The organism is Sphingomonas sp. jy18 (assembly GCF_056931895.1).
Genome location: NZ_JBXPBT010000001.1, coordinates 767501 through 792548 on the forward strand (window position 1 = coordinate 767501; position 25048 = coordinate 792548).

Consider the following 25048-nt stretch of genomic DNA (forward strand, 5'->3'; position numbering starts at 1 on the left):
GCACAGGTGATGATGACCTTTCTCGACTTCCTGAACGGTTATGGCTTTGCCAGCGCCCTCATCCAGTCGAAGAATCTTGAGCGGACCGCGATTCGGCAAGCGCTCGGCATCACCATGCTGCTCAACGGATCGATCGCCGCGCTGCAGATTGGCATCGCGCCGCTGGTAGCGGCCTATTATGGCCGGCCGGAGGTCGCCGATCTGCTGCGCATCCTCGCGATCATCTATCTGGCGACTCCGTTCATCATCATTCCCGAGGTGATTCTCGCGCGCGGGCTCGATTTCCGCAAACAGGCCATCGTCAATCTTACGGCCGCGATGGTCGGCGCCACCGTCAGCCTCACCCTCGCCTGGTCGGGCTTCGGCATCTGGACGCTTATCTATGCCCCGATCGCGGTCGCCTTTACCCGCGGGCTTGGCCTGACCATCGCCGCGCGGCTGTTCGTCCTGCCCAGCTTCGATTTCCGCGGCGCCGGCAGCATCGCCCGATTCGGCGGCGCGATGATGGCCAGCCACCTGCTGTGGGTGGTGCAGGCGCAAAGCGACATCTTCATCGCCGGGCGCATCTACAGCCCGAGCGAGATCGGCCTCTACGCCCAAGCCCTGTTCCTCACCCAGCTGGTGATGGCCAAGTTCGTACCGGCACTGAACCAGGTGGCCTTTCCCGCCTATGCGCGCATGCAGGACGATCTGCCGACGTTGCGCTGGGGCTTTCTGGGCTCGGTGCGGCTGATCATGCTCGCCACCGCGCCCATCTACATCGGGCTGGCGGCCAGCGCCGCGCCGCTGATCGAGCTGCTGTTCGGCACCAAATGGCTCGCCATGGTCCCGCTGGTGCAGGTGCTGGCCTTCGCCATGCCGCTGATGACCCTGCAGATCCTGTTCGCGCCGATGCACAACGCGCTTGGCCGCCCAGACCTGTCGGTCAAGAGTTCCGCATGCGGTGCGCTGTTGTTCGGCAGCGCCTTCTTCATCGGCGCGCAGTTCGGGACGATCGGGCTGGCGACCGCCTGGCTGATCGCTGCGCCATTGCTGCTGCTCGCCACCATCGCGCTGGGCACCGCGCTGACCGGGATCACCGCGCGCGCCCTCATCGGGGCGGCCAGCCCGGCCTGCGGCTGCGCGCTGGCAATGGGCGGCATCGTCTGGCTGTGCGACCGTCTGTTCGACCCGCACCTGCCCGCCGTGCCGCATGTGCTGGCGTTGATCGCCATCGGCGGGGCAAGCTACGCGCTGCTGAGCTGGTGGCTGCAGCGGCCCACGCTGATGACGCTGGTCAATATGGTCCGGCCGCGCCGTCCCGCAGAGCCGACAATTCAGGCGCCAGCGATATAGTCGCGCATCGCTGCGGCTTCGGCCTCGATTCGCTCGATCCGGTATTTGACCAGATCGCCGATCGACACGAACCCGGCGAGGCGATCGCCATCGAGCACCGGCAGGTGGCGGAAGCGCCGCCGCGACATCAGCGACAACGCCGTCAGCACCGGCGCATCCATCTCTATCGAAACCACCGGGCTGGTCATCACATCGGCAACCCGCATGCCCAGCGCCGCCGCGCCATGCGCGGTCAGGCAGTGCATCACGTCGCGTTCGGAAAAGATGCCGACGATCCGCCCTTCATCGAGCACGGGCACCGCACCGATTCGCCGTTCGGTCAGCCGCGCGACGACATCGGCCACCTGTTCGTCGGGCGTCGCCGACCAGATGGTGCCGTCGCGACCTGCGAGTATGGCCCTTATCGTCATCGCCGTTCTCCCTCTCGCCGCTCGTACGGATGTGGCCCCCCGGGATTGCCACGCCGACAGGCTATCATGCATTGGCAGCGGACGAAACCGTTCAACCGCTTTCGCTCGCCCGCTCAAGCGCCTATGGGGCAGCGATGGTGCTCCGTTCAGAACTCGACGATCCCGATGTCTCGGCCTTTGCCTGGGCGCGCTACCGGCGGCTGATGGGGTGGATGGCCAGCGCGGCGCTGGTCAGCGCGGTGCTCGCGATCGCTGTCCTCTACCATCGCAATCCGGGCGCCAGCATCCACCTGTTCATCGCTGCCGCGGCCGGCGTGTTCGTTTCCGTGCTGCTGGGTGCCGCGCTGATGGGGCTGGTGTTCCTGTCAGCCGGCACCGGCCATGACGACGCGATAGAAGATCCGTTCGAAGATGAGGTTGACCGGAGCTGAGGGCAGCCTCCAGCCGAAGCGGGCCTCAGCCGATGGGCGCATCCGGGTCGCTGCGATCGACCACGATTTCGGCGATGCTGTCGAACAGGGACTGCATGGCGATCGGCTTGAACAGCACCACATCGGCACCGGCGTCGAGGCATTCGTCCTCAAGGCCCGGCGATGCGTCTGCTGTCACCACGATGATCGGCAGGGTTTTTAGACTGTCATCGCGGCCGCGGATGGCGCGGATCACGTCGAACCCGTCCATCTCCGGCATGCGCAAATCGAGCAGCAGCACGTCGAACGGCTCCTTCTCGAGCCTTGCTATTCCGCTGCGACCACCATCGGCCTCGGCCAACGGCAATCCTGCCACGTGCAGCATGTCCCTGACGACGCGACGGTTCATCGCATCGTCCTCAATGAATAAAATGCGCATCTACTTCCGGCTCATGGAGATCGGCCTTTGCGGCTCTGCTCTCCTGTCTGCGCGTGCGATGGCCGGGCTTGCTGCGACTGGCAAGGTCAAAACAGCAGCGGTGGGTGGATTATCGCAAGATAACGCAGCGTCGAGCGCGGCGGCGACCGCGTTGCGCGAGAATCGCACATGGCGCACCCTGGCAGTGCCTAATTGCGTCACCGGTCCCTCCCCCAGTGCGTCGCCGACGACGATCAGGCTGTTGCCCGCGCTGCACAGCTGCTCGTCATTCATCGAAATCAGGTGCCATGCTGGCGCATCGACGAGCAAAGTCAAGCCATCGTCCGCCGCTATGGACTGAAGTTTCTCAACCGAATCGGCAACGTGGAAACTGTGGCCGGCCTTGCGGACAATCGCGCTCAGCATGGCCACCCGCATCGGATCGGCGGCAACGATGACAACCGCCTGCGCAGTGCCGCCCGGCACGGCGCTGTCGGCTGGTTCAGCCGCATCCGTGCCGGTGGCCGCCTGCAGCACCGGCACCGGCCTCAACGGCAGCCGCACGGTGAAGCTCGAGCCTTCGCCCTCGGCGCTGTCGAGGAGGATGTCGCCGTCCATGGCACGCGCAAGCTGGCGGCAGATGGCAAGCCCGAGCCCAGTGCCGCCATAGTTGCGGGTCCGTGCGCCATCGACCTGGCGGAACATGTCGAACACCGCCTCATGCCATTCCGGCGCGATGCCGATGCCGGTATCGCGGACCACAAGCTCATACGTGCCGGTCGCTTTGCCGGCGGCATCCGGACCTTGGTGCCGCACGCTTACGGTCACACCGCCTTGCGGCGTGAACTTCAGCGCATTGCCGACGAGGTTGAACAGTATCTGGGTCAGCCGGTCCGAATCCGCCATGGTCAGCAACGGCGCGTCCAGCCCTTCCGCCGACAGCGTCAGCCCGGCCGTCTCGGCCTGCGCACCGAACATGCGGACCACGCGCTCGACCAGCGCGGTGACGTCGGTCGGCCGCGGGGAAATGACGAACCCGCCATGCTCGATCTTGGCGACGTCCAGAATGTCGTCGACCAGCATGCGCATCGTCGATCCCGCATCGTGCAGCAGCTCGAGCTGGGTCCGGTGACGTGCTGAGACGGTGCTGTCGGCGAGCAGGATTTGCGCCATGCCGAGGATGCCGTTGAGCGGCGTGCGCAGTTCGTGGCTGGTCGACGCGAGAAACTCGGTCTTCGCGGCGAGCGCGCGCTCCAGCCGCTGGTTGGCCACCGCCAGCTCGGCGCCATCGGCCCGCGCCCGGTTGCGCGCCCGGATGGCGATGATCAGCAAAGCCACCAGCAGACCAAGCGCGAGCACCGAGCCGATGACGATGGTCACCGTCATCGTTCGCTGAAACTTGATCTCCCGCTCGAGACTGTCGGCCTTGAGCTGCGCGATCTGCGCATTCTGCGCCGCAAACTGGAACTGCGCCGACAGCAGCGCGGCCCGGTTGGACGCAGTCAGCTCTGCATCCTGCCGCTCGATGCGCCGGACGATCTGCAACTGTGTATAGGCCTCGTCGCGCAGGCCGTAGTCGTCGAAAATCTGGTAAGCGAGATAATGCATCGGCCAGAAGGTGACCGAATCCGGCTGGCCGGCGATTTCCCGCAGGGAGATTCGAATTCTTGCCAGCGCTTCGCCGCGTTGGCCTTTGCGCCAAGCTACAAGTGCTCTGATGCGCTGTACCTCGCTTAGCTGCCAAAGCGATAATTGAGCACTATCACGATCTAGTTCCACCAGCGAGTCAATTGCGCCACGATAGTCTCCGGAAAAAGATTGGTTTGCCGCAATATTTAGCTGAATCTGCCGATAAAAATTATCGATACCAAGTCTCGAGGCGCTTTGCTGAGCACGTCGCAGCCGCAAAATAGACGAATTGAATTGATCTATCTTCAAGAGTGCTACGCCAAAGTTATTGTTAAGACTAAGCCGGAACACATCGTCTTCGTCATAAGTTTCTTCTGCCAACTCAAAATATCTAATGGCTTCTGTGGAATTGCCAGTGTCATTATACAGGACGCCGAGAGATTGAATGGCCAACGCATGCCCACGGCGGTCCCGCACAGCAATAAATTGCTGTTGCGCCCGTCGAATTGCAACGAGCGCAGCAGCGAAATCCCCTTCGCCGCGGCTCAGCAATCCTGACAGCAGGTAACTGTAACCCCGCACGCGCAATCCTGCGGCACCTTGTGGCGTCACTTGTCGCGTCAAGGCGAGCGAAGTTTTTGCTTCGTCGATATTGCCCAGTCGAAAATGAGCCTGTGCCTTGACCCAGTTAATCTCGGCATCGCTGAACCGTGATCGACGCTGCGCTGCCCGTGCCAACTCCTGATCGGCGCTCGCCAAGGCAGACGCTGGATCGACTGCCAAAGGTACCGTCATTTCATCAATGAAGCTTGCCGTGCCCCGGCCCGCAGCGGCCTCAGCCGGGCTTGCCACTGCCAGCCATCCGGCCAGCACCACCGCCAGCCAACGCCACATCATGCGCGTTTCCAGAATTTATGGTCGCGCAGCACCCGCCCGTCGTTGGGGAAGGTTATCGTCGCAGGGTCGAAGGCGTCGAGATAGGTGGTCAGCGCCTCGGGACGCATCGGGCGACCGATCAGATAGCCCTGCACCATGTCGCAGCCCATGACCGAGAGCAGCGCATGCGCCGCCGGCGTTTCGACGCCCTCGGCCGTCACGGTCATCCCCAGCGCATGCGCCAGATCGATGGTCGAACGCACGATCAGCGGATCGCGGTGGCTGGTGCCGAGCGAGGTGATGAAGCTCTTGTCGATCTTGAGCTCGTCAGCCTCGATCTGCTTGAGATAGGTCAGCGACGACAGGCCGGTGCCATAATCGTCGATGGCGATGCAGAGCCCTGCTTCGCGCAGTCGGCGGATATTGGCAAAGGCGAGATCGGGGTCGGCGATCACCGACCGCTCGGTCACCTCGATGCCGAGGTCTGCGCCTTCGGAGCGGGCCAATGTACACAGCGCCACGACCATGGCTTCGTCGGTCAACAGCTGGGCCGAGAGATTGACGAACAGGCGCAGGCCATGCCCGGTCGTGCGCAACAGGCGTTGATCGGCAAGCGCCTGCTGCATCGTCCACAAGGTGAGCTTGGCAATACTGCCGCCGGTCTCGCTCGCTTCGATGAACCTATCGGGCAGCATCACGCCGAGCTGGGGATGATCCCAGCGCACCAGCGCCTCGGCTCCGTCGATCTGCGCGCGGCGTATATTGAGCTTGGGCTGATAGACCAGCCGGAACTCCCCCGCATCGATGCCGCGCGAAACATCTGCCGCAGCAAAGGGCAGCCGCGGCGGCAGGGACAAGGAGGGCAAGCGCGAGTGCGGCATGATCGATGCGGCTGTGCGCCAAGGGCATGAAGATAAGTTTAACGATGACACCGCTGTGCCACCATGGCGCACCCGGCACGCGCCGGATGATTTGCAAACTGGTTACCGAAACGTTAAGGACAACTGGCAACCACAATAGGGAGCATAGTGATGCTGTCGATCGTCGCCGAAGCACTTTTCGGTCGTGAAGCTGGCGGCTCTCAGATCCCGCCGCTTTGAGCGGTGCAGGAATTCGTTCCATTCCGGAACGGTCTCGGGGCTGGTGTCGCACTGAATCATGGGGTGTCCCGAAAGGGGCACCCCATTTCATTTGCGATGCAGGTCAATGAGTTAATCTTGGTGCGGTGGCGCCGCGTGGCGGCCTTCGGCGCGGGCCAGCACCCATAGCCGGATGGCGCTGGCAAGGTTAGGCGGATCGGCAGCAGCCAGCCGCGCGGCATCGATCTCGGCGATTAGCGCGCTGACTGGCAGCCTTTGCGAATCGGCTTCGGCCTGAACAAAATTCCAAAATGGTGATTCGATTCGAATCGATGTCGGATGGCCGGCGATAGTAATGCTGTGCTTGTCGGCCCGAACAAACAGCCGGGGATCGAAAAGATCGATATCGGTCGGAAACGGCGTCTCGGCCTCCATCAGTACATGTGCTGGCCGCCATTGATGGACAGCGTCGAGCCCGTAATGAAACCGCCTTCCTCCGAACAGAGGAAAGCCACTCCGCGGGCAATCTCGCTCGCCTGCCCCAATCGGCCGACCGGAATCTTGGCGACGATCTTTTCCAGAACCGCTTCGGGCACCGCCGCGACCATGTCGGTATCGATATAGCCGGGCGCCAGCGCGTTGACGGTGATGCCGAAGCGCGCGCCCTCTTGTGCCAGCGCCTTGGTGAAGCCATGGATGCCGGACTTGGCGGCTGCATAGTTGACCTGGCCATATTGGCCGCCCTGCCCGTTGATCGAGCCGATATTGACGATCCGGCCCCAGCCCCTGTCCTTCATGCCCCCGAACACCGCCTTGGCCATGTTGAAACAGCCGCCGAGGTTGATGCGCATCACATCCTCCCACATGTCGAGCGTCATGCGCTGCAGGGTGGCGTCCCGGGTGATGCCGGCATTGTTGACCAGGATGTCGATGGGACCGACCTCTTCGGCGATGCGGGCACAGCCTTCCTGGCAGGCATCATAATCGCCGACGTCCCAGCGATAGGCGGCGATGCCGGTTTCGTCTGAAAACGCTGCCGCCTTTTCCTCGTTGCCCGCATAGTTGGCGACCACCCGCACGCCGACATCGCGCAGAGCCACGCAGATTGCCTTGCCAATTCCGCGCGATCCGCCCGTTACCACCGCTACTCGCTGCATCGCTCTCTCCATTTTCAGGCTCGGCCCTTCGTTTTTAGCTGGATAGCAGCGACACTTCGCCACGCAAGCTGACGGAAACGTCAGCTGTTCCAGCCGGTTCATTAAGGCTTGCTTGGGAATTTGCTGGCATGGCAGTCACGCAATGAAGGACCGCCCCTCTCCCAAACTGGACATGCATTCGGACCCCAGCCTTGAAAAGCTGCCGGGTCTCGCCGTTCAGTTCGGACTGACGCGCAGCCCGACACCCTCGGATGTCGAAGCGCTCGACCGGCGAATTGCCGCTTTTGCGCCACTCTGGCCGATCGTCGTGCTCGCCTCCATCCTGTGTGTTACGCCGCGCCTGCGCGAAATGACGGCGACGGCCAGCGGCAGTGCGCTGCTGCTGGCGATGACATTGCTATGCACCGCGCCCTTGCTGATGTTCCATCTTGCTGCCTTGCGCCGGATCGCGCCGCATTGGCGGGTCTGGGCCTTGACCGTCATCACGGCTGCCGCAGGCGCCGGATTCGGGGCCGTGGCGCTGGCCGCGCTGCAGACCCAATCGTCCGAAGTCGCCCTCCTGATCTTCTGCGCCGCCGGATTCGTCGTTATGGCGGCGCTGGCCCGCCTGCCGGTGACGATGGTGGCCTTTTCGACCGCTCTTATCGCCACCGTTCTGCTGTCTATCGGCACGACCGTGTCGCTGTTGATCCTCGCGCCGATGCAATTCTGCTGCTGCCTCGTCGCCATCGCAGCGGCGCGGGCCGATTTCCGCCACGCCCGTTCGCTGTGGCGCGCCGAGCTGGAAGCGAGCCGGCCGGCGCGTCTGCTCGACGAGCTGGAAAATAGCGGCACCGCCTGGTTCTGGGAAACCGACCGGCGCGGCAAATTGCTGTATCTGTCGACCCGTATTGCCGACATTCTGGCCGAGACGCACGGCTGCATGATCGGCAAGCCGCTGTCATCGATCGCCGCGCCCGAACAGGAAGACGATGGCAATCCGGCGACGCCCGCCGGAGAGCGGACCATCCCCTTTCTGCTGTCGACCCAGACCGCCTTTACCGATCTGTCGATTCGCGCCGCGACCCCCGAAGAGCGCTGGTGGTCGATCTCGGGCCGGCCGGTGCATGACAAGTTCAACCAGCTGCGCGGCTTCATCGGCACCGGCAAGGATCTGACCGAAATACGCCGCTCGGAAGCGGAAATCTCGCGGTTGGCGCGGTTCGATGCGCTGACCGGCCTCGCCAACCGCTCGGAGATCGGCAATCTCCTGCGTCAGGCTCTGTTGGGCCAGGCGAACAGCACGCGCCCTGCCACCTTGTTCCTGCTCGATCTCGACCGGTTCAAGAACATCAACGACAGCTTCGGTCACCCGGCGGGCGACGCGCTGCTCAAGCAGGTTGCCCAGCGGCTGCTCAACGCCATCGGCTCGCACGGCCACGTCGGCCGACTCGGCGGCGACGAATTCAAGGTTGTCCTGCCCGGCAAGACCAACCGCAACCAGATCGAGGCGCTGGCCAAGGCGATCATCGAATCGCTGTCGCGCCCCTATCTGATCGAACGCACCCAGATGTCGATCGGCGCGTCGATCGGCATCGCCGTGTCACCCGACCATGGCAGCACCGACGACGAACTGACCCGCAACGCGGACCTTGCGCTCTACGCTGCCAAGGAAGCCGGGCGCGGCGTCCACCGCTTCTACGAAGCGTCGATGCATGCCGCGGCGGACAGGCGCAACCGGCTGGAGAAGGACCTGACCGAGGCGGTCGAGCGCGACAGCCTGCGCCTCGTCTATCAGCCGGTCGTCTCCTGCAAGGGCGAGCGCGTAACCGGATTCGAGGCGCTGCTGCGCTGGCACCACCCGCACCACGGCCCGATATCGCCATCGGAATTCATCCCCATCGCCGAGGAAACCAGCCTGATCGAGCGGCTGGGCGAATGGGTGCTGCGAAAGGCCTGCGCTGAGGCAGCGACCTGGTCGATCCCGGCGCGCGTCGCCGTCAACGTCTCGCCGAACCAGTTCGCCAATCCTGCCTTCCCGACGCTGGTGGCGCAGGTGCTGGCGCAGACCGGCCTTGCACCGTCCCGGCTCGAGCTGGAGATCACCGAAGGCGTGTTCATGGCCGAAGCAGCGCATGCCGAGCGGCAGTTCGAGACGCTGAAGCGGATCGGCGTCCGGCTGGCGCTGGACGATTTCGGCACCGGCTACTCGTCGCTCGGCTATCTGCAGCGAGCGCCGCTCAACAAGATCAAGATCGACCAGAGCTTCGTGCGTGGCGCGACCCGCGGCGACAATCAGAACGCCGCGATCATCCGCGCCATCGTCACGCTGGCCGAAGCGCTGGGCATGGAAACCACCGCCGAAGGCGCGGAAACCGAGGACGAGATCGAACTGATCCGCCGGCTCGGCTGTTCGCACATCCAGGGTTTCTATTACGGCCCTCCGCTCGAATCATCCGAGCTGGGCGAAAAGCTGGGCATGCTGGGCAGCACCGCCAGCAAGGTCGGCCACAAGGCCGCCCGCGCGCCGCGCATCACCGTGCTGCGCCGTGCGGCACTTGCCCTCGACGGGCGCCAGCTTGCGGTGCGGCTGCGCAATATCTCCGAAACAGGCACGATGATCGAGTCGCCGGACTTCCTCACCGTCGGCAGCCGCGGCGAACTCGCCATCCAGGATGGACCGACCCTGCCGGTGCGGGTGGTGTGGTGGCAGGATCGCCGCTGCGGCCTCGCTTTCGACCAGACGGTCTCGCTCGACTGGCTGGCCGCTGCCCAGGCCTCGCTGCAGCGCAGCGCCTGACGCTGCGACCGGCCGGTCAGCCGATCCAGCCGGCCAACTCGCGCCGGACCAGCGCCTCGAGCATCGCCATGCCGTGTGCGGAGGCGTTGAGGCAGGGCAGATAGGCGAACCGCTCGCCGCCCGCTTCATGGAACTGCTCCTCGCCGCGCATGGCGATTTCCTCGAGCGTTTCGAGGCAATCGGCCGAAAAGCCCGGCGCGATCACGGCAATCTTGCGGACACCCTGCTGGCCCCACTGGGTCAGCGTGTCGTCGGTGGCCGGTTCCAGCCATTTGGCCCGGCCGAATCGCGACTGGAAGGCGACATCAACCGGTCGGCCGAGCGCTTCTGCCAGCAGCCGCGCGGTCTTGCGGCACTGGCAATGATAGGGATCGCCCAGTTCGAGCGTCCGCTGCGGCATGCCGTGAAAGGTCGCCAGCAGCCGTTCGGGCACGAAATCCAGGCTGGCCAGCCCGTCACGCACGCTGGCGGCGAGCGCGTCGACATAAAGGGCATCGTCATAATAAGGCGGCAGCGTGCGCACTGCCGGTTGCCAGCGCATCCCGGCCATCCGCGCAGCCGCCGCGTCGAACGCCGTTGCCGTGGTTGCGGCGCAATATTGCGGGTAAAGCGAGGCGAGCAGGATGCGGTCGCACCCCTGCGCATGCATCTCGGCAAGCACATCGCCGATGTCCGGTTGCCCGTAGCGCATGGCGTGGCGGACCAGCACTGCTTCGCCCAGCACCTGCTGCAGCGCCTCTGCCTGATCGCGGGTGATGGCGGCCAGCGGCGATCCCCTGTCAGTCCACACCGCACGATAGGCTTCGGCCGATTTGGCCGGCCGGGTGTTGAGGATGACGCCGCGCAGGATCGGCTGCCAGACCACCGGCGGCAGTTCAACCACGCGCCGGTCCGACAGGAACTGGCCCAGATAACGCCGCACCGATGCCGTGTCGGGCGCATCTGGCGTCCCCAGATTGGCAATCAGGACGCCGATGCGCCGCGCCGCGACGGGAGGGTGATTGGGGGGGAGCTGGGTCATGTCAGGGCAGCGGCTTTTCGCTCAAGGGGAGGCGGCGTAGTCGGCGTCGCGTAACAGTGAATAGGGCGTTGGCAATAGCTGGCGCGACCACGGGCACCGCCAGTTCGCCCACGCCGCCTGCCGGACGGTCGCTCACGACCAGCTCGCACACGATCTCCGGCGTCTGCGCCAGCGTCGGCAGGCCGATGTCTGCCAGTCGCCGCGCACCGGCAAGGCCACGCCGATAGCGGGTGGTGGCACCGACCGCTGCCGCGAGCCCCCAGACCAATCCGCCCTCGATCTGCTGGCGCACCAGCGAGGGATTGAGCACCCGCCCGACATCGACTGCGGCGACCAGCTTTTCGACCACCAGCCCGGCAGCGCCGGGGCGGGCCACCGCCATCAGCGCGATATGGCTGCCGCGCAGCGAGGCGCAAGCAAGGCCCTGTCCCGAGCCGGCGGTGCCCCCGTCCCAGCCGCCAAGGGCCGTCGCGACCTGCAGGCAGTTGGCGAGCAAGGGCTGTTCACCCAGCATGGCGATGCGGAAGGTGAAGGGGTCGACGCCAGCCGTGCGCGCCAGTTCATCGACAAAACATTCGGTGAAAAAGCAGGTCAGGCTGTCGGCATTGCCGCGCCAGCGCCCGGCGGGGATGGTGACATCGACCGGAAGATGGTCGACCCCCAGATTGGGAATGGCATAGGGCGGGACGGCCCCGGCGACGGCGGCCGCATCGCTGCTGCCCCGTGCCCCGACGAGCGCGTCCTGGGGGCGTGCGCCGGTCAGGCGGGCGCGGGCCTCATGCGGTGCCGGCGGTGTAGCAATCACGGCATGCCAGCCGTCGATCGCGCCTGCCGCGGTCAAGCTGGCCTGCATCCGCGCCCGCGCCGGCGGGCGGGGTAGGTCACGCAGCAATTCCTCGGTGCGGGACCAGGTCAGTTGCACCGGGCGGTCGAGCGACCGGGCGATCAGCGCCGCCTGCACCGCCACCTCATGATCCAGCCCGCGATCGAACCCGCCGCCGGCCGGCATCGCGATCAGCGAAACGCTGCTTTCCCCAACGCCAAGCGCCTGTGCCACGACCGTCCGGCACAGGCCCGGCGCCTGGGTCGCCACCCACAGCTGGATGCGCCCGTCCTGAAAGGCGGCGGTGGCCGTGCGGGTTTCGATGCCTTGGTGCAGCGCCGGCGCTGCCTGATAGTCGGCATGCAGCACCGGCCGACCGGCGAACGTATCGGCCACCGAGCCGCGCTCTGCCACGCGCGCGCCGTCATTTGCGGCGAAGGCCGCTTTCATCCGCCGGTCGGCGACACTGCTGTCCGCGCGCTGCCCTTGGGTGGTGAAGACGGGGTCCATCGCGTTGAGCGCGCGCTGCGCCGCCCAGCTGTTGGTGGCGACCGCCGCGATCCAGCGGTCCTGCCGGATGGCGGCAAGGAAACCGGGCACGCGGTCGGCCGCTGCCTTGTCATGCCGTTTCAGCCGGCTGTCGCCATGCGGGCCCTGCCGGATGGCGGCATAGACCATGTTCGGCAGCCGCACGTCGGCCGCGAAGGCGAAGCTGCCGTCGACCTTGGACGGTGCGTCAAGCCGGGGCAGGTCCTGACCGAACAGGGGGCCGCTGCCCGGCTCGCGGAGCGGCGGATACGGCGGCGGATCCTGCTCGGCGGCCGCGCCTGCCAGCTCGGCGAAGCGCAGCCGCCTGCCCTCATGAAGGACAAACCCGTCGCGTGCGTCGCACGCTTCCCATGCGACGTCCCAGCGCGCCGCTGCCGCCATGCACAGCAGTGCCCGCGCTGTCGCCGCAGCGGCGCGCAGCGGGGCTTCGAACATGCGCTGGGTGGTGGATCCGGTGGTCAGCATCGCCGGTGCGCTGCCGGCCAGGACCGCTTGCCGCCAGCCGCCGAAACCGGCGAGCGCCTCCGGCACGGCAACCCTGGGCGTTGCGGCCCGCGCGTCTTCGTCGAGCCAGAGATGGTTGATATAGGCCGCGCTGATCGGCGCCGGCTCGACCGCGACCGTCCGCCAGTCGGCACCTAGCTCGTCGGCGGCGATATGGGCCAGCAAGGTCCATGCGCCCTGCCCCAGTTCGGCCTGCGGCACCATCACCGTCACCCGGCCATCGGTGGCGATCTTCAGCCACACGCCGAACGCCTGCTCGTCGGGCTGGAGCGGCAGATCGACCACCGCGCTGCGCGGCCACAGCGTCCAGGCCACCGCCAGCCCTGCGACTACACCGCCGCCAATCAGCAGGCTGCGCCGGTCCGGGCGCGGCAGGGCAAGGCCCCGCCCGACCTTGCGCCTGAGGTCGCCCGCCTCGCTCATGCAGGCCCGCCGATGCCGAGCCGTGCCAGTTCGATCTTCGGACAGCGATCCATCACCACCGTCAGCCCGGCCGCTTCGGCCTGCGCGGCCGCCTCGGCATCGATCACGCCGAGTTGCAGCCACAGGCTCCTGGCACCATGCGCGATCGCCTCATCGACCAGTGCCGCCACCGCCGCCGGTTCCCGGAACACATCGATCATGTCGGCCGGCGGCGAGACATCGGCAAGGCTGGCGACGACACGGCAGCCGTGGATCTCCTGCCCGGCGAGCCCCGGATTGACCGGCACGACATCATAACCGTGCGCGAGCAGCGCCTGCATCACGCCATAACTCGGACGTGCCGGCTTGGCCGAAGCCCCGACCAGCGCGATACGCCGGGTGCGCTGCAGCAGCGCAGCGATGTCGGCATCCGCGCTCAGCGGCATGATGGCCCGCCCGGCCGGCTCATCCGCCGATGCCCTTGCTGCGCAGCCAGGTATCGATGCGCCCGGCAATCGCGGCAAACGGCTCTGCCTGCGCGCCACCCTGCGCCACCGGGGGAATGCCGGCGTCGCTCGCGAGGCGGATGTCGCGGTGCAGCGGTACCCGGCCGAGGAAAGCGAGGTCCAGCGTCCCCGCCTCATGCTCTGCGCCGCCGCTGCCGAACGGATCGCTGATTTCCCCGCAATGCGGGCAGACATAGCCGGCCATATTCTCGACCATGCCGATGATCGGCACACCGGCGTCGCGGAACAGGGTGATGGCGCGTGCAGCGTCGATCAGCGCCACGTCCTGCGGGGTGGAAACAATCACCGCACCGGCCGGCTTGTATTTCTGCAGCATGGAAATCTGGATGTCGCCGGTGCCGGGCGGCAGATCGACGATGAGCAGATCGGTATCGCCCCAATGCGCATCGATCAGCTGGTCGAGCGCCTTGCCGGCCATCGGCCCGCGCCAGGCGATGGCCTGACCCGGCGCGGCAATCTGGCCCATCGACAGCAGCGGGATGCCGTGCGGGCTCATGATCGGAACCAGCTTTTCGCCGCTCGCCTCGGGCCGGCTGCCCTCGCTCGACAGCAGGCGTGGCTGGGACGGGCCGTAGATATCGGCGTCGACCATGCCCACCTTGTAACCCAGCGCGCCGAGCGCGAGCGCGATGTTGGTGGCAAGGGTCGATTTGCCGACCCCGCCCTTGCCCGATCCGACGGCGATCAGAGTGCGGGGCTTGCGCGCAGCCAGCATCGCGACCCGCACATCCTCCATCCCGGCCATCCGGCCAAGCTCGCGCCTGAGATCGGCGGCGAGCAGCTCGCGCTCGTCCGTGCCGAGGCCGGCGACGTCGAGCGCCACCGTCACCCGCCCGTCGGCCAGGCGAACGCCGGAGGCGCGGCCCGAAGTGATGGCATAGGCGCGCTGTTCGATGGCGCTGCGCAGGTCGTCTGGCTCGGTCATGCAGCGCTGTTATCGCCGCTTTTCACCATTGCCACTGTTTTTCGCGCCAAGGCTTCCTATAACTGCTGCATGACACCGCCAGCCGACGGACCGGGAGGCCAGATTCCTCCGGCAATTTCCATCAACAGCAACAGCCCGTGGGGCGGGAACGACGATGGCCCGCCCAAGGACAGCGGCCCGCGCAAGGACAGCCCGTGGATGCCGCCACGTACACCCGAACGCGGTGGCGGCAATGGCGGCGGGCCTAGGCGCCCGCAGGGGTTGGACGACCTGCTCAAACGCGGTCCGTTCGGTCCCGGCATGCCGCAGATGCCGGGCGGCAAGCGGCTGTGGCTGCTGATCGGCGGCGGCATATTGGCGCTGTGGGTCGCGGCGACGAGCGTGCATATCCTCGACGCCGGGGAAGAAGGCGTCATCACCCGGTTCGGCAGCTATTCGCGTACCGTCGGCCCAGGCTTCAATCTGACCCTGCCCGCGCCGATCGAGCGGCTGGAGGTGGTCTCCACGCTGGAAATCCGCACCATCGACATTCCTGACGGCACCGCCCAGAATCTGGTGCTGACCGGCGACGCCAACATCATCAACCTGGCCTATACGGTGCGCTGGAATGTCCGCGACCCGGAACGGTTCCTGTTCCAGCTCGAGGATGCCGAGGGCACCGTGCGTGATGCGGCGGAAAGCGCGATGCGGGCGACCATTGCCAACTTCACGCTGGCACAGGCGATCGGTGCTGGGCGCAACGAAATCGAGGCGCAGGTGCAAGAGCGTCTGCAGCGCATTCTCGATGCCTATAACAGCGGCGTGCGCATCGAAGGCGTCGCGATCCGCGATTCGGCGCCGCCGAGCGAGGTCGAGGAAGCGTTCAACGAGGTCAACGCGGCGCGCCAGCAGGCCGAGACCGCGCAGAATAATGCCCGCGCCCAGGCGCAGCAGGTCTTGCAGCGGGCGCAGGGCGATGCCGCAGCATTCGACCGTATCTATGCCGAATATGTCCAGGCACCCGAAGTGACCCGGCGCCGTCTCTATTATGAGACCATGGAATATGTGCTGCAGCCGGCCGACAAGACGGTCGTCTCGTCCGAGGGGACCACCCCCTATCTGGCGTTGCCTGACGTGCGCCGTCGCAGCCAGACCCCGCCCCGACCCCAGCAACCCGCAGCCCAGGGAGCCGGCCAGTGAGTGCGCTTTCGGTCCTGACCCGCAATCCGGTCTACACCGCCGTCGGCGCGCTGTCGCTCGCGGTAATCGCCAGCATGAGCTTGTCGATCGTTCCCGAAACCAAGCAGGGCATCATCCTGAGCTATGGGCAGATCCAGCGGGTGGTGAACCCCTATCGGCCCAATCAGGCGTTCGGCCAGACCCGCGCGGGCATCGTCCCGCGCATCCCCTTCTTCGAGCAGCTGGTGCTGATCGACAAGCGGGTGCTGGGCGTGAAGCTGGAAAACCAGCCAGTGCTGTCCACCGATCAGTTGCGCGTGCAGGTCGATGCCTATGCCCGCTACCGCATCGTCAACCCGCAGCGGATGTATGAGACGATCCGCAGCGAGGCACGGCTGCAGGCGCAGATCACCAACCTGCTGTCCTCTTCCCTGCGCAACGAACTGGGCCGCCGCACCTTCGCCAGCCTGCTCAGCCCGGAGCGGGGACAGGTGATGAGCTCGATCCAGCAGGGGCTGGCGCGCGAAGCTGCCAATTACGGCGTGCAGGTGATCGATGTCCGCATCAACCGGGCGGACCTTCCCGAAGGATCGTCGCGCAACGCGGTGTTCGAGCGTATGCGCACCGCGCGTACCCAGGAGGCCGCGACCATCCGCGCCGAAGGCGAGAAACAGGCGCAGATCATCCGCGCCGATGCGGATGCAGAAGCCGCGCGCATCTATGCGCAAAGCTATGGCAAGGACCCGCAGTTCTACGCTTTCTATCGTGCGATGGAATCCTATCGCCGCACTTTCCGCAGCGAAGGCGCCGGTGAGACGACCTTCGTGCTGCCGCCGGGCGAAGGCTATCTGTCGCAGATGAACCCCGGTCAGCGCTGATCAGGCACGGTTTGACCAGCGAAGTTGAAAGACTGTTGCCGACGGTTCATGTTTCACGTCTATGTATGTAATCGATAGCCTGTCAGCGCCGAAGCTGGCATGACAGGCGCGAATCGAAGAGGAAGAACCCGACCGTGCGACATGTTTATGCCATCACGTCTGCCCTGCTGATCGGCGGCAGCGCACTCGCCCTGACTGCGCAGGCGCCACTTTCTGCCCAGGATCCGGGCGCGAGCCCGACGGCGATCACGCCGCGCGCCGGCGCGCCGACCAGCTTTGCCGATCTGACCGCGCAACTGCAGCCTGCCGTGGTCAACATCTCCACCCGCCAGCGCATCCAGGTGCCGAGCAACCCGTTCGCCGGCACGCCGTTCGAAGGATTGTTCGGCGGCGGCCAGGGCGGCGGCGGGCAGGGCGCCCCGGTCACCCGGCGCGGCCAGTCGCTCGGCTCCGGCTTCATCATCTCGGCCGATGGCTACATCGTCACCAACAACCATGTTGTCTCGCCCGGCGCGCCCAATGCGGTGGTCGAACAGATCACCGTGACCATGCCCGACCGCACCGAATATGTGGCGACCTTGGTCGGTCGCGACCCCGATTCGGATCTGGCGGTGCTCAAGATCGACGGCCGCAACCTGCCGCACGTCGCCTTCGGCGATTCCACCCAGACCCGCGTGGGCGACTGGGTGATCGCCATCGGCAACCCGCTCGGCTTCGGCGGAACCGTCACCTCCGGCATCGTCTCGGCGCTCTACCGCAATGTCGGCCCGGCAGGTCTGGGCACCGGCGGCGCGTTCGACCGCTACATCCAGACCGACGCAGCCATCAACCAGGGCAATTCGGGCGGGCCGCTGTTCGACATGTCGGGCCGGGTGATCGGCATCAACTCGGCGATCATCTCCCCCAATGGCGGCAGCATCGGTCTCGGCTTCGCCATTCCGGCCGAAGTGGCCGATCCGATTGTCCGCCAGCTCATCGAGGGCCGCACCATCGCCCGCGGCTATCTCGGCGTCGAGCGCGGCCCGCTGACCGAAGACCTCGCCAATGCGCTCGGCATCGACCGCTCGCGCGGCGAGTTCATCAACCGGGTGGTGCCCGATGGCGCGGCAGCGCGCGGCGGCATCGAGGCCGGAGACGTGGTGCTGCGGATCAATGGGCAGGACGTCACGCCTGACCAGAATCTGTCCTACATTGTCGCCAACATCGCCCCAGGCACCCGCGTGCCGGTCGAGCTGCTGCGCGATGGCCGCCGCCTGACCGTCAATGTCACCGTCGGCACCCGCCCGCCCGCAGAAGAGCTGGCTGGCGAACAGTTCGACATGGATGCCGAAGAGGATTTCAGCCAGCAGAAGGCACCGACCGAGACGGCGGACACCGCCATCCGTTCCGAACTGGGGCTGGTGACGCAGCAGCTGACTGCCGAAATTGCCCGTGCGATCGGCATCGACACATCCACCCGTGGCGTAGTGATTGCGGCCGTATCGGGATCGTCCGACGCCGCAGCCAAGGGCATCCGTCGCGGCGACGTGATCCTCAACGCGCACGGCCGCGCCGTGACCAGCAATGCCGATCTTGCGGCGGCAATCGCGCAGGCCAAGCAGCAGGGACGCACGGCGATACTGGTGCAGATCGTCCGCCGCGGCGTGCGCCCGCAATATGTGCCGCTGGTGCTGGGCAACTGACCCCAGCTTGATTCTGCCAAGCGACCGATTAGACCAAGGGCGGGCCGGCAACGGTCCGCCCTTTTGGCATCCGTGGGGGGATGAAGCATAGTGACCGACGCGACCGACCTTTTCATCGGCATGGGCGGTGGTGTCCGCCAGGTCATCACGCTGCGCCGCGCCAACCGCCACGGGCTGATCGCCGGAGCGACCGGCACCGGCAAGACGGTGACGCTGCAGGGCATGGCCGAGAGCTTCTCGGCCGCCGGTGTTCCCGTCTTCGTCTCCGACGTGAAGGGCGACCTCAGCGGCATGGCGCTGGCGGGCACGCCGACCGGCAAGCTGCACGAGATTTTCAGCCAGCGCGCCGCCGAAATCGGCCAGAGCGACTGGGCGTACAAGGACAATCCCGTCACCTTCTGGGACCTGTTCGGCGAGCAGGGCCATCCGGTCCGCACCACCATTTCCGAGATGGGACCGCTGTTGCTCGCCCGTCTGCTGGGACTCAACGAGACGCAGGAGGGCGTGCTCTCGATCGCCTTCCGCCTGGCCGACGAGCAGGGGCTGCTGCTGCTCGATCTTGGCGATCTGCAGGCGATGCTGGCGTGGTGCGCGGAAAATGCCGCCGATCTCGCGACCCGTTATGGCAATGTCAGCAAGGCCAGCGTCGGCGCGATCCAGCGGCAGTTGCTGACGCTGGAGGATCAGGGCGGCGACAAATTCTTCGGCGAACCCGCGCTCGACATCATGGACATGATCCGACAAGATGACAGCGGACGCGGCGTGATCAACATCCTCGCCGCCGACAAGCTGATGGCGAGCCCCAAGCTCTACGCCACCTTCCTGCTCTGGCTATTGTCCGAACTGTTCGAGACGCTTCCCGAGGTCGGCGACCCCGACAAGCCCAAGCTGGTCTTCTTCTTCGACGAGGCCCACCTGCTGTTCGACGAAGCGCCGGAAGCCTTGCTCGAAAAGGTCGAGCAGGTCGTGCGGCTGATCCGCTCCAAGGGCGTCGGCGTCTATTTCGTCACCCAGAACCCGATCGACATTCCCGACAGCGTTGCCGGGCAGCTCGGCAACCGCGTCCAGCACGCCCTGCGCGCGTTTACCCCGCGCGAACAGAAGGCGATCAAGGCCGCGTCCGAAACCTTCCGCCCCAATCCGGCGCTCGATGTCGAACAGGTCATCACCCAGTTGAAGGTCGGTGAGGCGCTGGTCTCGACGCTGATGGCCGATGGCGCGCCGTCGATGGTCGAGCGCACGCTGATCAAGGCGCCGTCGAGCCGGGTCGGACCGCTCGACGCGCGCGAACGGGCGATCATCCGCTCGACCAGCATCGTCGGCGAGAAATATGACACCGCCATCGACCGCGAGTCGGCCGAGGAACTGCTCGCCGCGCGCGGGCAGGCCGCGGTCGCGGCTGCCGCAGAGGCGCAGGCTGCCGACGAAGCCGCCAAGGCAGAGGCCGCGCGCGCCAAAGAAGAAGCAAAACAGCGCGCGGCCGCCGAGCGCGAGCGGCTGGCGCAGGAGCGTGCCGCAGCGCGTGAGGCGGCCAAGCCCAGCGCCTTCGACGCGGCCGTGCGCTCGGCCTCCTCCTCGATCGGACGGCAGGTCGCCAACGAGGTCGGTCGCGCCATCTTCGGCGGCGGACGCGGGCGTGGCTCGCGCAGCGGCGGGGTGGGCGGACAAATCGTCCGCGGCATTCTCGGCAACCTGTTCGGGGGACGATGATTAGCACCATCGACTCCTCAATCCCGACCACCCTGAGCTTGTCGAAGGGCTGCCGTTTTTTCTGCGACGCTCAAAGAAAAGGGCAGTGCTTCGACAAGCTCAGCATATTCGGAAATGGGTAAAGGGGCGAACTCCCTTCCCCGCGACTTCCATCGCCGCTGGCCCACGCTGAAGCCGCCACTGCGCCCGCCTGCAACGGTGGCGCTGCACATCGCCGACCTGCTCGCGCCCTGCAGCGACCCGCTGCTGCTGCTCGGCGTCACCCCCGAGCTCGCCAATATCGGCCGCGCCATCGTCGCGATGGATTGGAATGCAGAGATGATTGCGCTGGCTTGGCCCGGCGACACGCCCACCAAACACGCGCTGCTTGCCGACTGGAAAGCGATGCCGCTGGCCGACGCATCGGTTGGCGGGGCGATGGGGGACGGCGTAGTGTCGATGCTCGGCTGGCCGCATGAGCAACCGGCGCTGCTCGCCGAACTGTGGCGGGTGGTGCGCCCGGGTGGGCGGATCGTGCTGCGCTGCTTCGCCACGCCCGAGCATCATCCTCCGGCCGAGGCAGTGCTCGCCGAGGCGATGCAGGGCACGCTTGGCTTCCACGCGTTCAAGCAGCGTTTCAACATGGCGGTGGCGCGCGAGGGTGCGGACATCACCGTGGCCAGCGCGCGCCTGCACGAGCGGTTCGAGGCGCTGGTACCCGATCGCGCGATGCTGTCCGCCGCGACCGGCTGGTCGCTGGACGAGATTGCAGAAATCGACGCCTATCGGGGTTCGGGCTATGTCCATTGCTATCCGGGACGTGCCGAGCTGACGGCGCTGCTCGACCGCCACTGGCCGGCACCGAGCTGCTTTGTCGAAACATCGGGCTATCCGCTCGCCGACCATTGCCCGCTGCTGGTGCTCGAACGGCCATGAAGGGCTTGCACGGGCTCCCGGACCCGCGCCTGGCGGCCATGCGCAGCAACACGCCATTGTCCGACTGGCCGCCTGTGGCCGATGACCGGCACGCGGTGCTCGCCAGCATGGCGTGGCAGTTCGACCGCAGCCAGTGGCTGCCGGTCGAGGAGATCGTCGCGCGCCAGTATCGCCAGCTCTCGGTGCTGGCGCAGTTCCACGCCCGGCACAGCCCTGCCTTTGCCGAGCGGCTGGCCGCCGCCGGACTGACGGCAGACGAACTCGCCACCCCCGAGGCGCTGTGCCGCCTGCCCGAGCTGACGCGCCCGATGGTGCAATCGGGCCGGCACGTGGCGGCGGCAGAGGCTTTGCCCAAGATGCATCGCCCGACCGGCATGGTGAACACGTCGGGATCGACCGGCGAGCCGGTGCGGGTGGTCCGCACTGCGCTCAACCGGCTGCACTGGCTGGGCCTGTCCGTGCGGTTCCATCTGTGGGCAGAGCCGGACCTGACGGCCCGTTTTACTGCGATCCGTGCCAACCTGACCCAGCACGGCCCGGTGCCCGACTGGTCGGCACCGATGAACCTGCTGTGGCAGACCGGGCCGATGCTGCTGATCGACATCGAAACCGACATCGACCGCCAGCTCGACATGTTTGCCGAATTCGGGGCCGAAACGGTGCTGATCTATCCCAGCAATCTGGCCGCTCTGGCCGAGCGGATGCAGGCCAGGGGTATCGCCCTGCCCAGCGTCAAGCGCTGGCGCAGCATGGGCGAGACGCTGACACCGGACACGCGCGAGCGGGTGGCGATGGTGCATGATGCGCCGATCATCGACTGCTATTCGAGCGAGGAGATGGGCTATATCGCGCTGCAATGCCCGGATGTGCCGGAGCATTACCATATCTGTTCGGAGACGCTGCTGGTCGAACTGGTCGACGACGCCGGCCAGCCGGTGGCCGAAGGCGAGACCGGCCGGGTGCTGCTGACCGATCTCCACAATCTGGCATCGCCGATGATCCGCTATGCCATCGGCGATCATGCGGTGGCCGGCGGCCCCTGCCGCTGCGGTCGCGGGCTGCCGACGCTGACCCGCATCCTGGGCCGCACGCGCAACATGATCGTCAAGCCCGACGGATCGCGTCACTGGCCGCTGACCGGTTACAAGCAGATGCGCGACATCGCCCCGATCATCCAATATCAGTTCCGCCAGCATGAGGTGGACCGCATCGAGGTGCGGCTGGTGACCGAGCGCCCGCTCACCGGTGAGGAAGAAGCCGCGCTGGTTGCGCATTTCCAGTGGAAGCTGCGCCACCCCTATCGCATCGAGCTGGTCTATTTCGAGGGGCGGTTGCCGCTCGGCAGGAACGGCAAGTTCGAGGAGTTCGTGTCGCTGCTGTAGCGCGACCGGAGCTGTCGATACCGATGTCAGGGGAGGTTCCGGGTTGAAGCGGGTTGGCGAACAGGGACCAGACTGTGCCAACCCGCTTCATGTGGGCGAAAGCCCTCAGGAACGCGTTATACTATGCAGACCCCGTGCCAGTTTTGGCAAATCGCGCAAAACCGCGCCTGATGATGGTTAAGCTCTGCTAACCATCTGCGCCTTATGTCAATTTTTCCGACAGAAGCCGGTGAAAATCCGGTTAGGCCTTTCATCGCCCGTGTAACGACCGATCGAATGACTGCGGCGATGAAGCGATGCCCAAGTGCTTGACAAGGCCATTGCTTTCAGGTCATCATCTACACATGTAGTCAAGTAGGAATGACCGATGACCGAGCGAATCAGCGAATCCGAACTGGCCATCATGGAATCCCTGTGGCGCACCAACCCCGCCACCGCCGCACAGGTGGGCGACGACGTCGCGGACGACCGCGGCTGGAGCCTGCAAACGGTCAAGACCCTGCTGTCACGCCTCGTCGCCAAGGGCGCAGTTGCGGCCGAAGAAGACGGCCGCCGCTTCCTTTACCGTCCGCTGGTGGCGCAGCAGGATTTCCAGGCCCGCGAATCGCAGCGACTGGTCGACCGGCTGTTCGACGGGCGGGTTTCTCCGCTGGTCGCGCATCTCGCCGAGCGCGAGGCGCTGACCGAAGATGACATCGCCGAACTGAAAGCGCTGATCGAAAGGCTGGAGCAATGATCGCCCCGCTGTTCATCGATGCGGCGTCCGGCCTGCCCGCGCTGCTGATCTGGGCGATCGACACGCTGGTGGTCACCACCCTGCTGGTGCTGCTGGTGATCGCGGTCCGCAAGCCGGTGGCGCGCCACTTCGGCCCGGAAATCGCCTATCTGCTGTGGGCCATACCGGCGGCAAGGCTGATCCTGCCGCCTTTGCCGCAATTGCTGCCGTCGCTGCCTGCGCCCACCGGGGCCACGTCCGGTGCGACGGTACTGCTGATCGACGCGACCGGCCCGGCTGCGCCGTCGCTGATCGATCAGGCGGCTGCCTATGTGCCCGCAAGCTGGCCATGGCTGCTGCTGGCGCTGTGGCTGGGTGGAGCCGCGGTGACGCTGGCATGGCAGGCCTTGATCCACCGCCGCCTGCTCGCGGCGCTGCGGCATGGCGAGCTGGTCGAGCATGTCGGCCGCATCCGCGTCTATGTCAGCGACGAGGTTGGCGGGCCAGTGTCGTTCGGTCTGTTCAATCCGGTGATCGTGCTGCCCAGCCAGCATATCCTGCCGTTGACCCCCGTCGAACAGCGGCTCGCCATCGCGCATGAGCTGGCGCACCACCAGCGCGGCGATCTGTGGGCCAATGCCTTTGCCGTGCTGTTCGCGGCGCTGCACTGGTTCAACCCGCTGGTGCGCCGCGCCTGGGCCAATTTCCGCTTCGACCAGGAAGCCGCCTGCGACGCCTGCGTGCTTGCCGAAACCGGCCGCGATTCGCGCGCCACCTATGCCCGCACGCTGGCCAAGGCCGCCAGCGGCCACATGTCCGCCTTCGCCAGTCCGATGGTCGCGCCCGACCGTCTCAAGGAGAGACTCGCCATGATGATCCAGCCAGACCATTCGCAAGGCCGCCGCCGCGCCGGCATGCTGCTCGCCGGCACGGTGCTGATCGGCACGCTCGTCGCCACCGCAACGCCGGTGCTCGCCGATCCGGTGGACCCGCCCGCGGCGCCTGCGGCACCCGCAGCCCCCGAGGCGCCGGAGCCGCCCGCACCACCGGCACCTCCGGCGCATCCTGACGGCATCCAGACAATCGACATCAGCGGCGAAGACGGTGTTTTTGTCACCCGCATCGGCCGCGATGACGGCACCACCGTCATCCTGCACAGCAACCGTCGCCTGTCCGACGCGGAGGTGCGCAACGCTGAGCGCTCGCGGGAGCGCGCCGAACGCGAGGCTACGCGTCATCGTGAGACAAGTCGGGTGATCATCCGCAATCGCGATGCCATGCCGAGCGAATCGGAAATTGCCGCGATCGTTGCTGAAGCCCGTGCGGAGGCTGCCCGCGCGCATGCCGACGCCGACCGCGTCATCGCAGAGAACCAGCGCATCGTCATCGACATGCGCCGCGTCCGTGCCGATGCCCAGCGCGAGGCGCGGCGAGCGCTGCGCCGTGCCAGTGCGGCGCAGATTATCGATTGCGGCGATGGCGACACCACGCGCCGCGTCATCGAGCGGTCGGGCGACGGGGATGACGACTCGTCCGGCTTCAGCATTTTCACCTGCACCAACGGCAGCCCGGCGCTTCAACTCGACGCCATGCGCTCGGCGCGCCGCGCCCTTGCAACACTCGACTCCCCGGCGCTTGCCGGCGACCGTCGCGACGAGGCGCTCGCCGAACTGGACGAGCAAATCGCGGAACTCGAGCGCGAGATCGCCGACCGCCAGAACTGATCGTCGCCAGTCAGTTACCCCGGGGGTCTCCGCAAGACGC

21 protein-coding genes (1 of these 21 only partly in view) are annotated in these 25048 nt (G+C 66.4%); 11 read left to right on the forward strand and 10 right to left on the reverse strand.

Annotated features, from left to right (window positions below):
* Positions 1–1335: the 3' portion of a lipopolysaccharide biosynthesis protein gene (locus AC0QC4_RS03815; protein ID WP_483658381.1), read on the forward strand. It extends 198 nt beyond the left edge of the window; 1335 of the gene's 1533 nt are visible here — the last part of the coding sequence; its start codon lies beyond the left edge, outside the window; its stop codon occupies positions 1333–1335.
* On the opposite strand, the gene AC0QC4_RS03820 is transcribed toward AC0QC4_RS03815, so the two are convergent.
* Positions 1317–1745, reverse strand: a complete 429-nt coding sequence (locus tag AC0QC4_RS03820) for a CBS domain-containing protein (protein ID WP_483658382.1) — start codon at positions 1743–1745, stop codon at positions 1317–1319. The genes AC0QC4_RS03815 and AC0QC4_RS03820 overlap by 19 nt on opposite strands.
* Before the next feature lie 134 nt (positions 1746–1879).
* Between AC0QC4_RS03820 and AC0QC4_RS03825 the strand changes: the two genes are divergently transcribed.
* On the forward strand, positions 1880–2176 hold the full coding sequence (locus AC0QC4_RS03825; RefSeq protein ID WP_483658383.1) for a hypothetical protein: 297 nt from the start codon (positions 1880–1882) through the stop codon (positions 2174–2176).
* A 25-nt stretch (positions 2177–2201) separates the two neighbouring features.
* Here the strand turns inward: AC0QC4_RS03825 and AC0QC4_RS03830 are convergent, their stop codons facing one another.
* The 5 genes from AC0QC4_RS03830 to phbB form a co-directional block, all read right to left on the reverse strand.
* Entirely contained in the window at positions 2202–2594 is a 393-nt protein-coding gene (locus AC0QC4_RS03830) for a response regulator (RefSeq protein ID WP_483658384.1), read from the reverse strand.
* Positions 2595–5099 (reverse strand): ATP-binding protein, encoded by a 2505-nt coding sequence (locus AC0QC4_RS03835; protein ID WP_483658385.1) that lies wholly within the window; start codon positions 5097–5099, stop codon positions 2595–2597.
* On the reverse strand, positions 5096–5944 hold the full coding sequence (locus AC0QC4_RS03840) for an EAL domain-containing protein (protein ID WP_483658386.1): 849 nt from the start codon (positions 5942–5944) through the stop codon (positions 5096–5098). The genes AC0QC4_RS03835 and AC0QC4_RS03840 overlap by 4 nt, the downstream gene beginning before the upstream one ends.
* Before the next feature lie 345 nt (positions 5945–6289).
* Complete coding sequence (locus AC0QC4_RS03845) at positions 6290–6592, reverse strand: ribbon-helix-helix domain-containing protein (RefSeq protein WP_483658387.1); 303 nt, start codon at positions 6590–6592, stop codon at positions 6290–6292.
* Positions 6592–7314: an acetoacetyl-CoA reductase gene (phbB, locus tag AC0QC4_RS03850; protein WP_483658388.1), complete on the reverse strand. Its 723-nt coding sequence runs from the start codon at positions 7312–7314 to the stop codon at positions 6592–6594. The genes AC0QC4_RS03845 and phbB overlap by 1 nt, the downstream gene beginning before the upstream one ends.
* Positions 7315–7456: 142 nt before the next feature.
* Between phbB and AC0QC4_RS03855 the strand changes: the two genes are divergently transcribed.
* Positions 7457–10093, forward strand: coding sequence for an EAL domain-containing protein (locus tag AC0QC4_RS03855; protein ID WP_483658389.1), 2637 nt, complete (start codon positions 7457–7459; stop codon positions 10091–10093).
* Between the two features lie 16 nt (positions 10094–10109).
* On the opposite strand, the gene hemH is transcribed toward AC0QC4_RS03855, so the two are convergent.
* From hemH to AC0QC4_RS03875, 4 genes are read right to left on the reverse strand one after another with little or no spacing between them, the layout of a single operon-like run.
* On the reverse strand, positions 10110–11114 hold the full coding sequence (gene hemH, locus AC0QC4_RS03860) for a ferrochelatase (RefSeq protein WP_483658390.1): 1005 nt from the start codon (positions 11112–11114) through the stop codon (positions 10110–10112).
* A gap of 1 nt (position 11115) precedes the next feature.
* On the reverse strand, positions 11116–13413 hold the full coding sequence (locus AC0QC4_RS03865) for a xanthine dehydrogenase family protein molybdopterin-binding subunit (protein ID WP_483658391.1): 2298 nt from the start codon (positions 13411–13413) through the stop codon (positions 11116–11118).
* Positions 13410–13838, reverse strand: coding sequence for a CoA-binding protein (locus AC0QC4_RS03870; RefSeq protein WP_483658392.1), 429 nt, complete (start codon positions 13836–13838; stop codon positions 13410–13412). The genes AC0QC4_RS03865 and AC0QC4_RS03870 overlap by 4 nt, the downstream gene beginning before the upstream one ends.
* Positions 13839–13857: 19 nt before the next feature.
* The gene (locus AC0QC4_RS03875; RefSeq protein ID WP_483658393.1) at positions 13858–14844 is read right to left on the reverse strand and encodes an Mrp/NBP35 family ATP-binding protein; all 987 of its coding nucleotides are present in this window, start codon (positions 14842–14844) and stop codon (positions 13858–13860) included.
* A 69-nt stretch (positions 14845–14913) separates the two neighbouring features.
* Here AC0QC4_RS03875 and hflK point away from each other — a divergent pair, with 69 nt between their 5' ends.
* The 8 genes from hflK to AC0QC4_RS03915 all read left to right on the forward strand — a co-directional run bounded on the left by hflK (position 14914) and on the right by AC0QC4_RS03915 (position 25008).
* Entirely contained in the window at positions 14914–16023 is a 1110-nt protein-coding gene (hflK, locus tag AC0QC4_RS03880; RefSeq protein WP_483658394.1) for a protease modulator HflK, read from the forward strand.
* Positions 16020–16880 carry a protease modulator HflC gene (hflC, locus tag AC0QC4_RS03885; RefSeq protein ID WP_483658395.1) on the forward strand — a complete coding sequence of 287 codons (861 nt, stop codon included), beginning with the start codon at positions 16020–16022 and terminating at the stop codon, positions 16878–16880. The genes hflK and hflC overlap by 4 nt, the downstream gene beginning before the upstream one ends.
* A gap of 134 nt (positions 16881–17014) precedes the next feature.
* The gene (locus AC0QC4_RS03890; RefSeq protein WP_483658396.1) at positions 17015–18562 is read left to right on the forward strand and encodes a Do family serine endopeptidase; all 1548 of its coding nucleotides are present in this window, start codon (positions 17015–17017) and stop codon (positions 18560–18562) included.
* Between the two features lie 120 nt (positions 18563–18682).
* Positions 18683–20272, forward strand: a complete 1590-nt coding sequence (locus AC0QC4_RS03895; protein ID WP_483658646.1) for a helicase HerA-like domain-containing protein — start codon at positions 18683–18685, stop codon at positions 20270–20272.
* Between the two features lie 114 nt (positions 20273–20386).
* Positions 20387–21187: a class I SAM-dependent methyltransferase gene (locus AC0QC4_RS03900; protein WP_483658397.1), complete on the forward strand. Its 801-nt coding sequence runs from the start codon at positions 20387–20389 to the stop codon at positions 21185–21187.
* A gap of 5 nt (positions 21188–21192) precedes the next feature.
* Positions 21193–22569 carry a phenylacetate--CoA ligase family protein gene (locus AC0QC4_RS03905; RefSeq protein WP_483658398.1) on the forward strand — a complete coding sequence of 459 codons (1377 nt, stop codon included), beginning with the start codon at positions 21193–21195 and terminating at the stop codon, positions 22567–22569.
* A gap of 367 nt (positions 22570–22936) precedes the next feature.
* Entirely contained in the window at positions 22937–23305 is a 369-nt protein-coding gene (locus AC0QC4_RS03910) for a BlaI/MecI/CopY family transcriptional regulator (RefSeq protein ID WP_483658399.1), read from the forward strand.
* A complete protein-coding gene (locus tag AC0QC4_RS03915) occupies positions 23302–25008 on the forward strand; it encodes a M56 family metallopeptidase (protein WP_483658400.1) in 1707 nt (568 codons plus the stop codon). The genes AC0QC4_RS03910 and AC0QC4_RS03915 overlap by 4 nt, the downstream gene beginning before the upstream one ends.
* Positions 25009–25048 lie beyond the last annotated feature (40 nt).

Coding starts and splice junctions, on each gene's coding strand:
- AC0QC4_RS03820 (WP_483658382.1), bottom strand. CDS start 1,745: ATGACGATAAGGGCCATACTCGCAGGTCGCGACGGCACCATCTGGTCG.
- AC0QC4_RS03825 (WP_483658383.1), top strand. CDS start 1,880: ATGGTGCTCCGTTCAGAACTCGACGATCCCGATGTCTCGGCCTTTGCC.
- AC0QC4_RS03830 (WP_483658384.1), bottom strand. CDS start 2,594: ATGCGCATTTTATTCATTGAGGACGATGCGATGAACCGTCGCGTCGTC.
- AC0QC4_RS03835 (WP_483658385.1), bottom strand. CDS start 5,099: ATGATGTGGCGTTGGCTGGCGGTGGTGCTGGCCGGATGGCTGGCAGTG.
- AC0QC4_RS03845 (WP_483658387.1), bottom strand. CDS start 6,592: ATGGAGGCCGAGACGCCGTTTCCGACCGATATCGATCTTTTCGATCCC.
- phbB (WP_483658388.1), bottom strand. CDS start 7,314: ATGCAGCGAGTAGCGGTGGTAACGGGCGGATCGCGCGGAATTGGCAAG.
- AC0QC4_RS03855 (WP_483658389.1), top strand. CDS start 7,457: ATGAAGGACCGCCCCTCTCCCAAACTGGACATGCATTCGGACCCCAGC.
- hemH (WP_483658390.1), bottom strand. CDS start 11,114: ATGACCCAGCTCCCCCCCAATCACCCTCCCGTCGCGGCGCGGCGCATC.
- AC0QC4_RS03865 (WP_483658391.1), bottom strand. CDS start 13,413: ATGAGCGAGGCGGGCGACCTCAGGCGCAAGGTCGGGCGGGGCCTTGCC.
- AC0QC4_RS03870 (WP_483658392.1), bottom strand. CDS start 13,838: ATGCCGCTGAGCGCGGATGCCGACATCGCTGCGCTGCTGCAGCGCACC.
- AC0QC4_RS03875 (WP_483658393.1), bottom strand. CDS start 14,844: ATGACCGAGCCAGACGACCTGCGCAGCGCCATCGAACAGCGCGCCTAT.
- hflK (WP_483658394.1), top strand. CDS start 14,914: ATGACACCGCCAGCCGACGGACCGGGAGGCCAGATTCCTCCGGCAATT.
- AC0QC4_RS03895 (WP_483658646.1), top strand. CDS start 18,683: ATGGGCGGTGGTGTCCGCCAGGTCATCACGCTGCGCCGCGCCAACCGC.
- AC0QC4_RS03900 (WP_483658397.1), top strand. CDS start 20,387: ATGGGTAAAGGGGCGAACTCCCTTCCCCGCGACTTCCATCGCCGCTGG.
- AC0QC4_RS03910 (WP_483658399.1), top strand. CDS start 22,937: ATGACCGAGCGAATCAGCGAATCCGAACTGGCCATCATGGAATCCCTG.
- AC0QC4_RS03915 (WP_483658400.1), top strand. CDS start 23,302: ATGATCGCCCCGCTGTTCATCGATGCGGCGTCCGGCCTGCCCGCGCTG.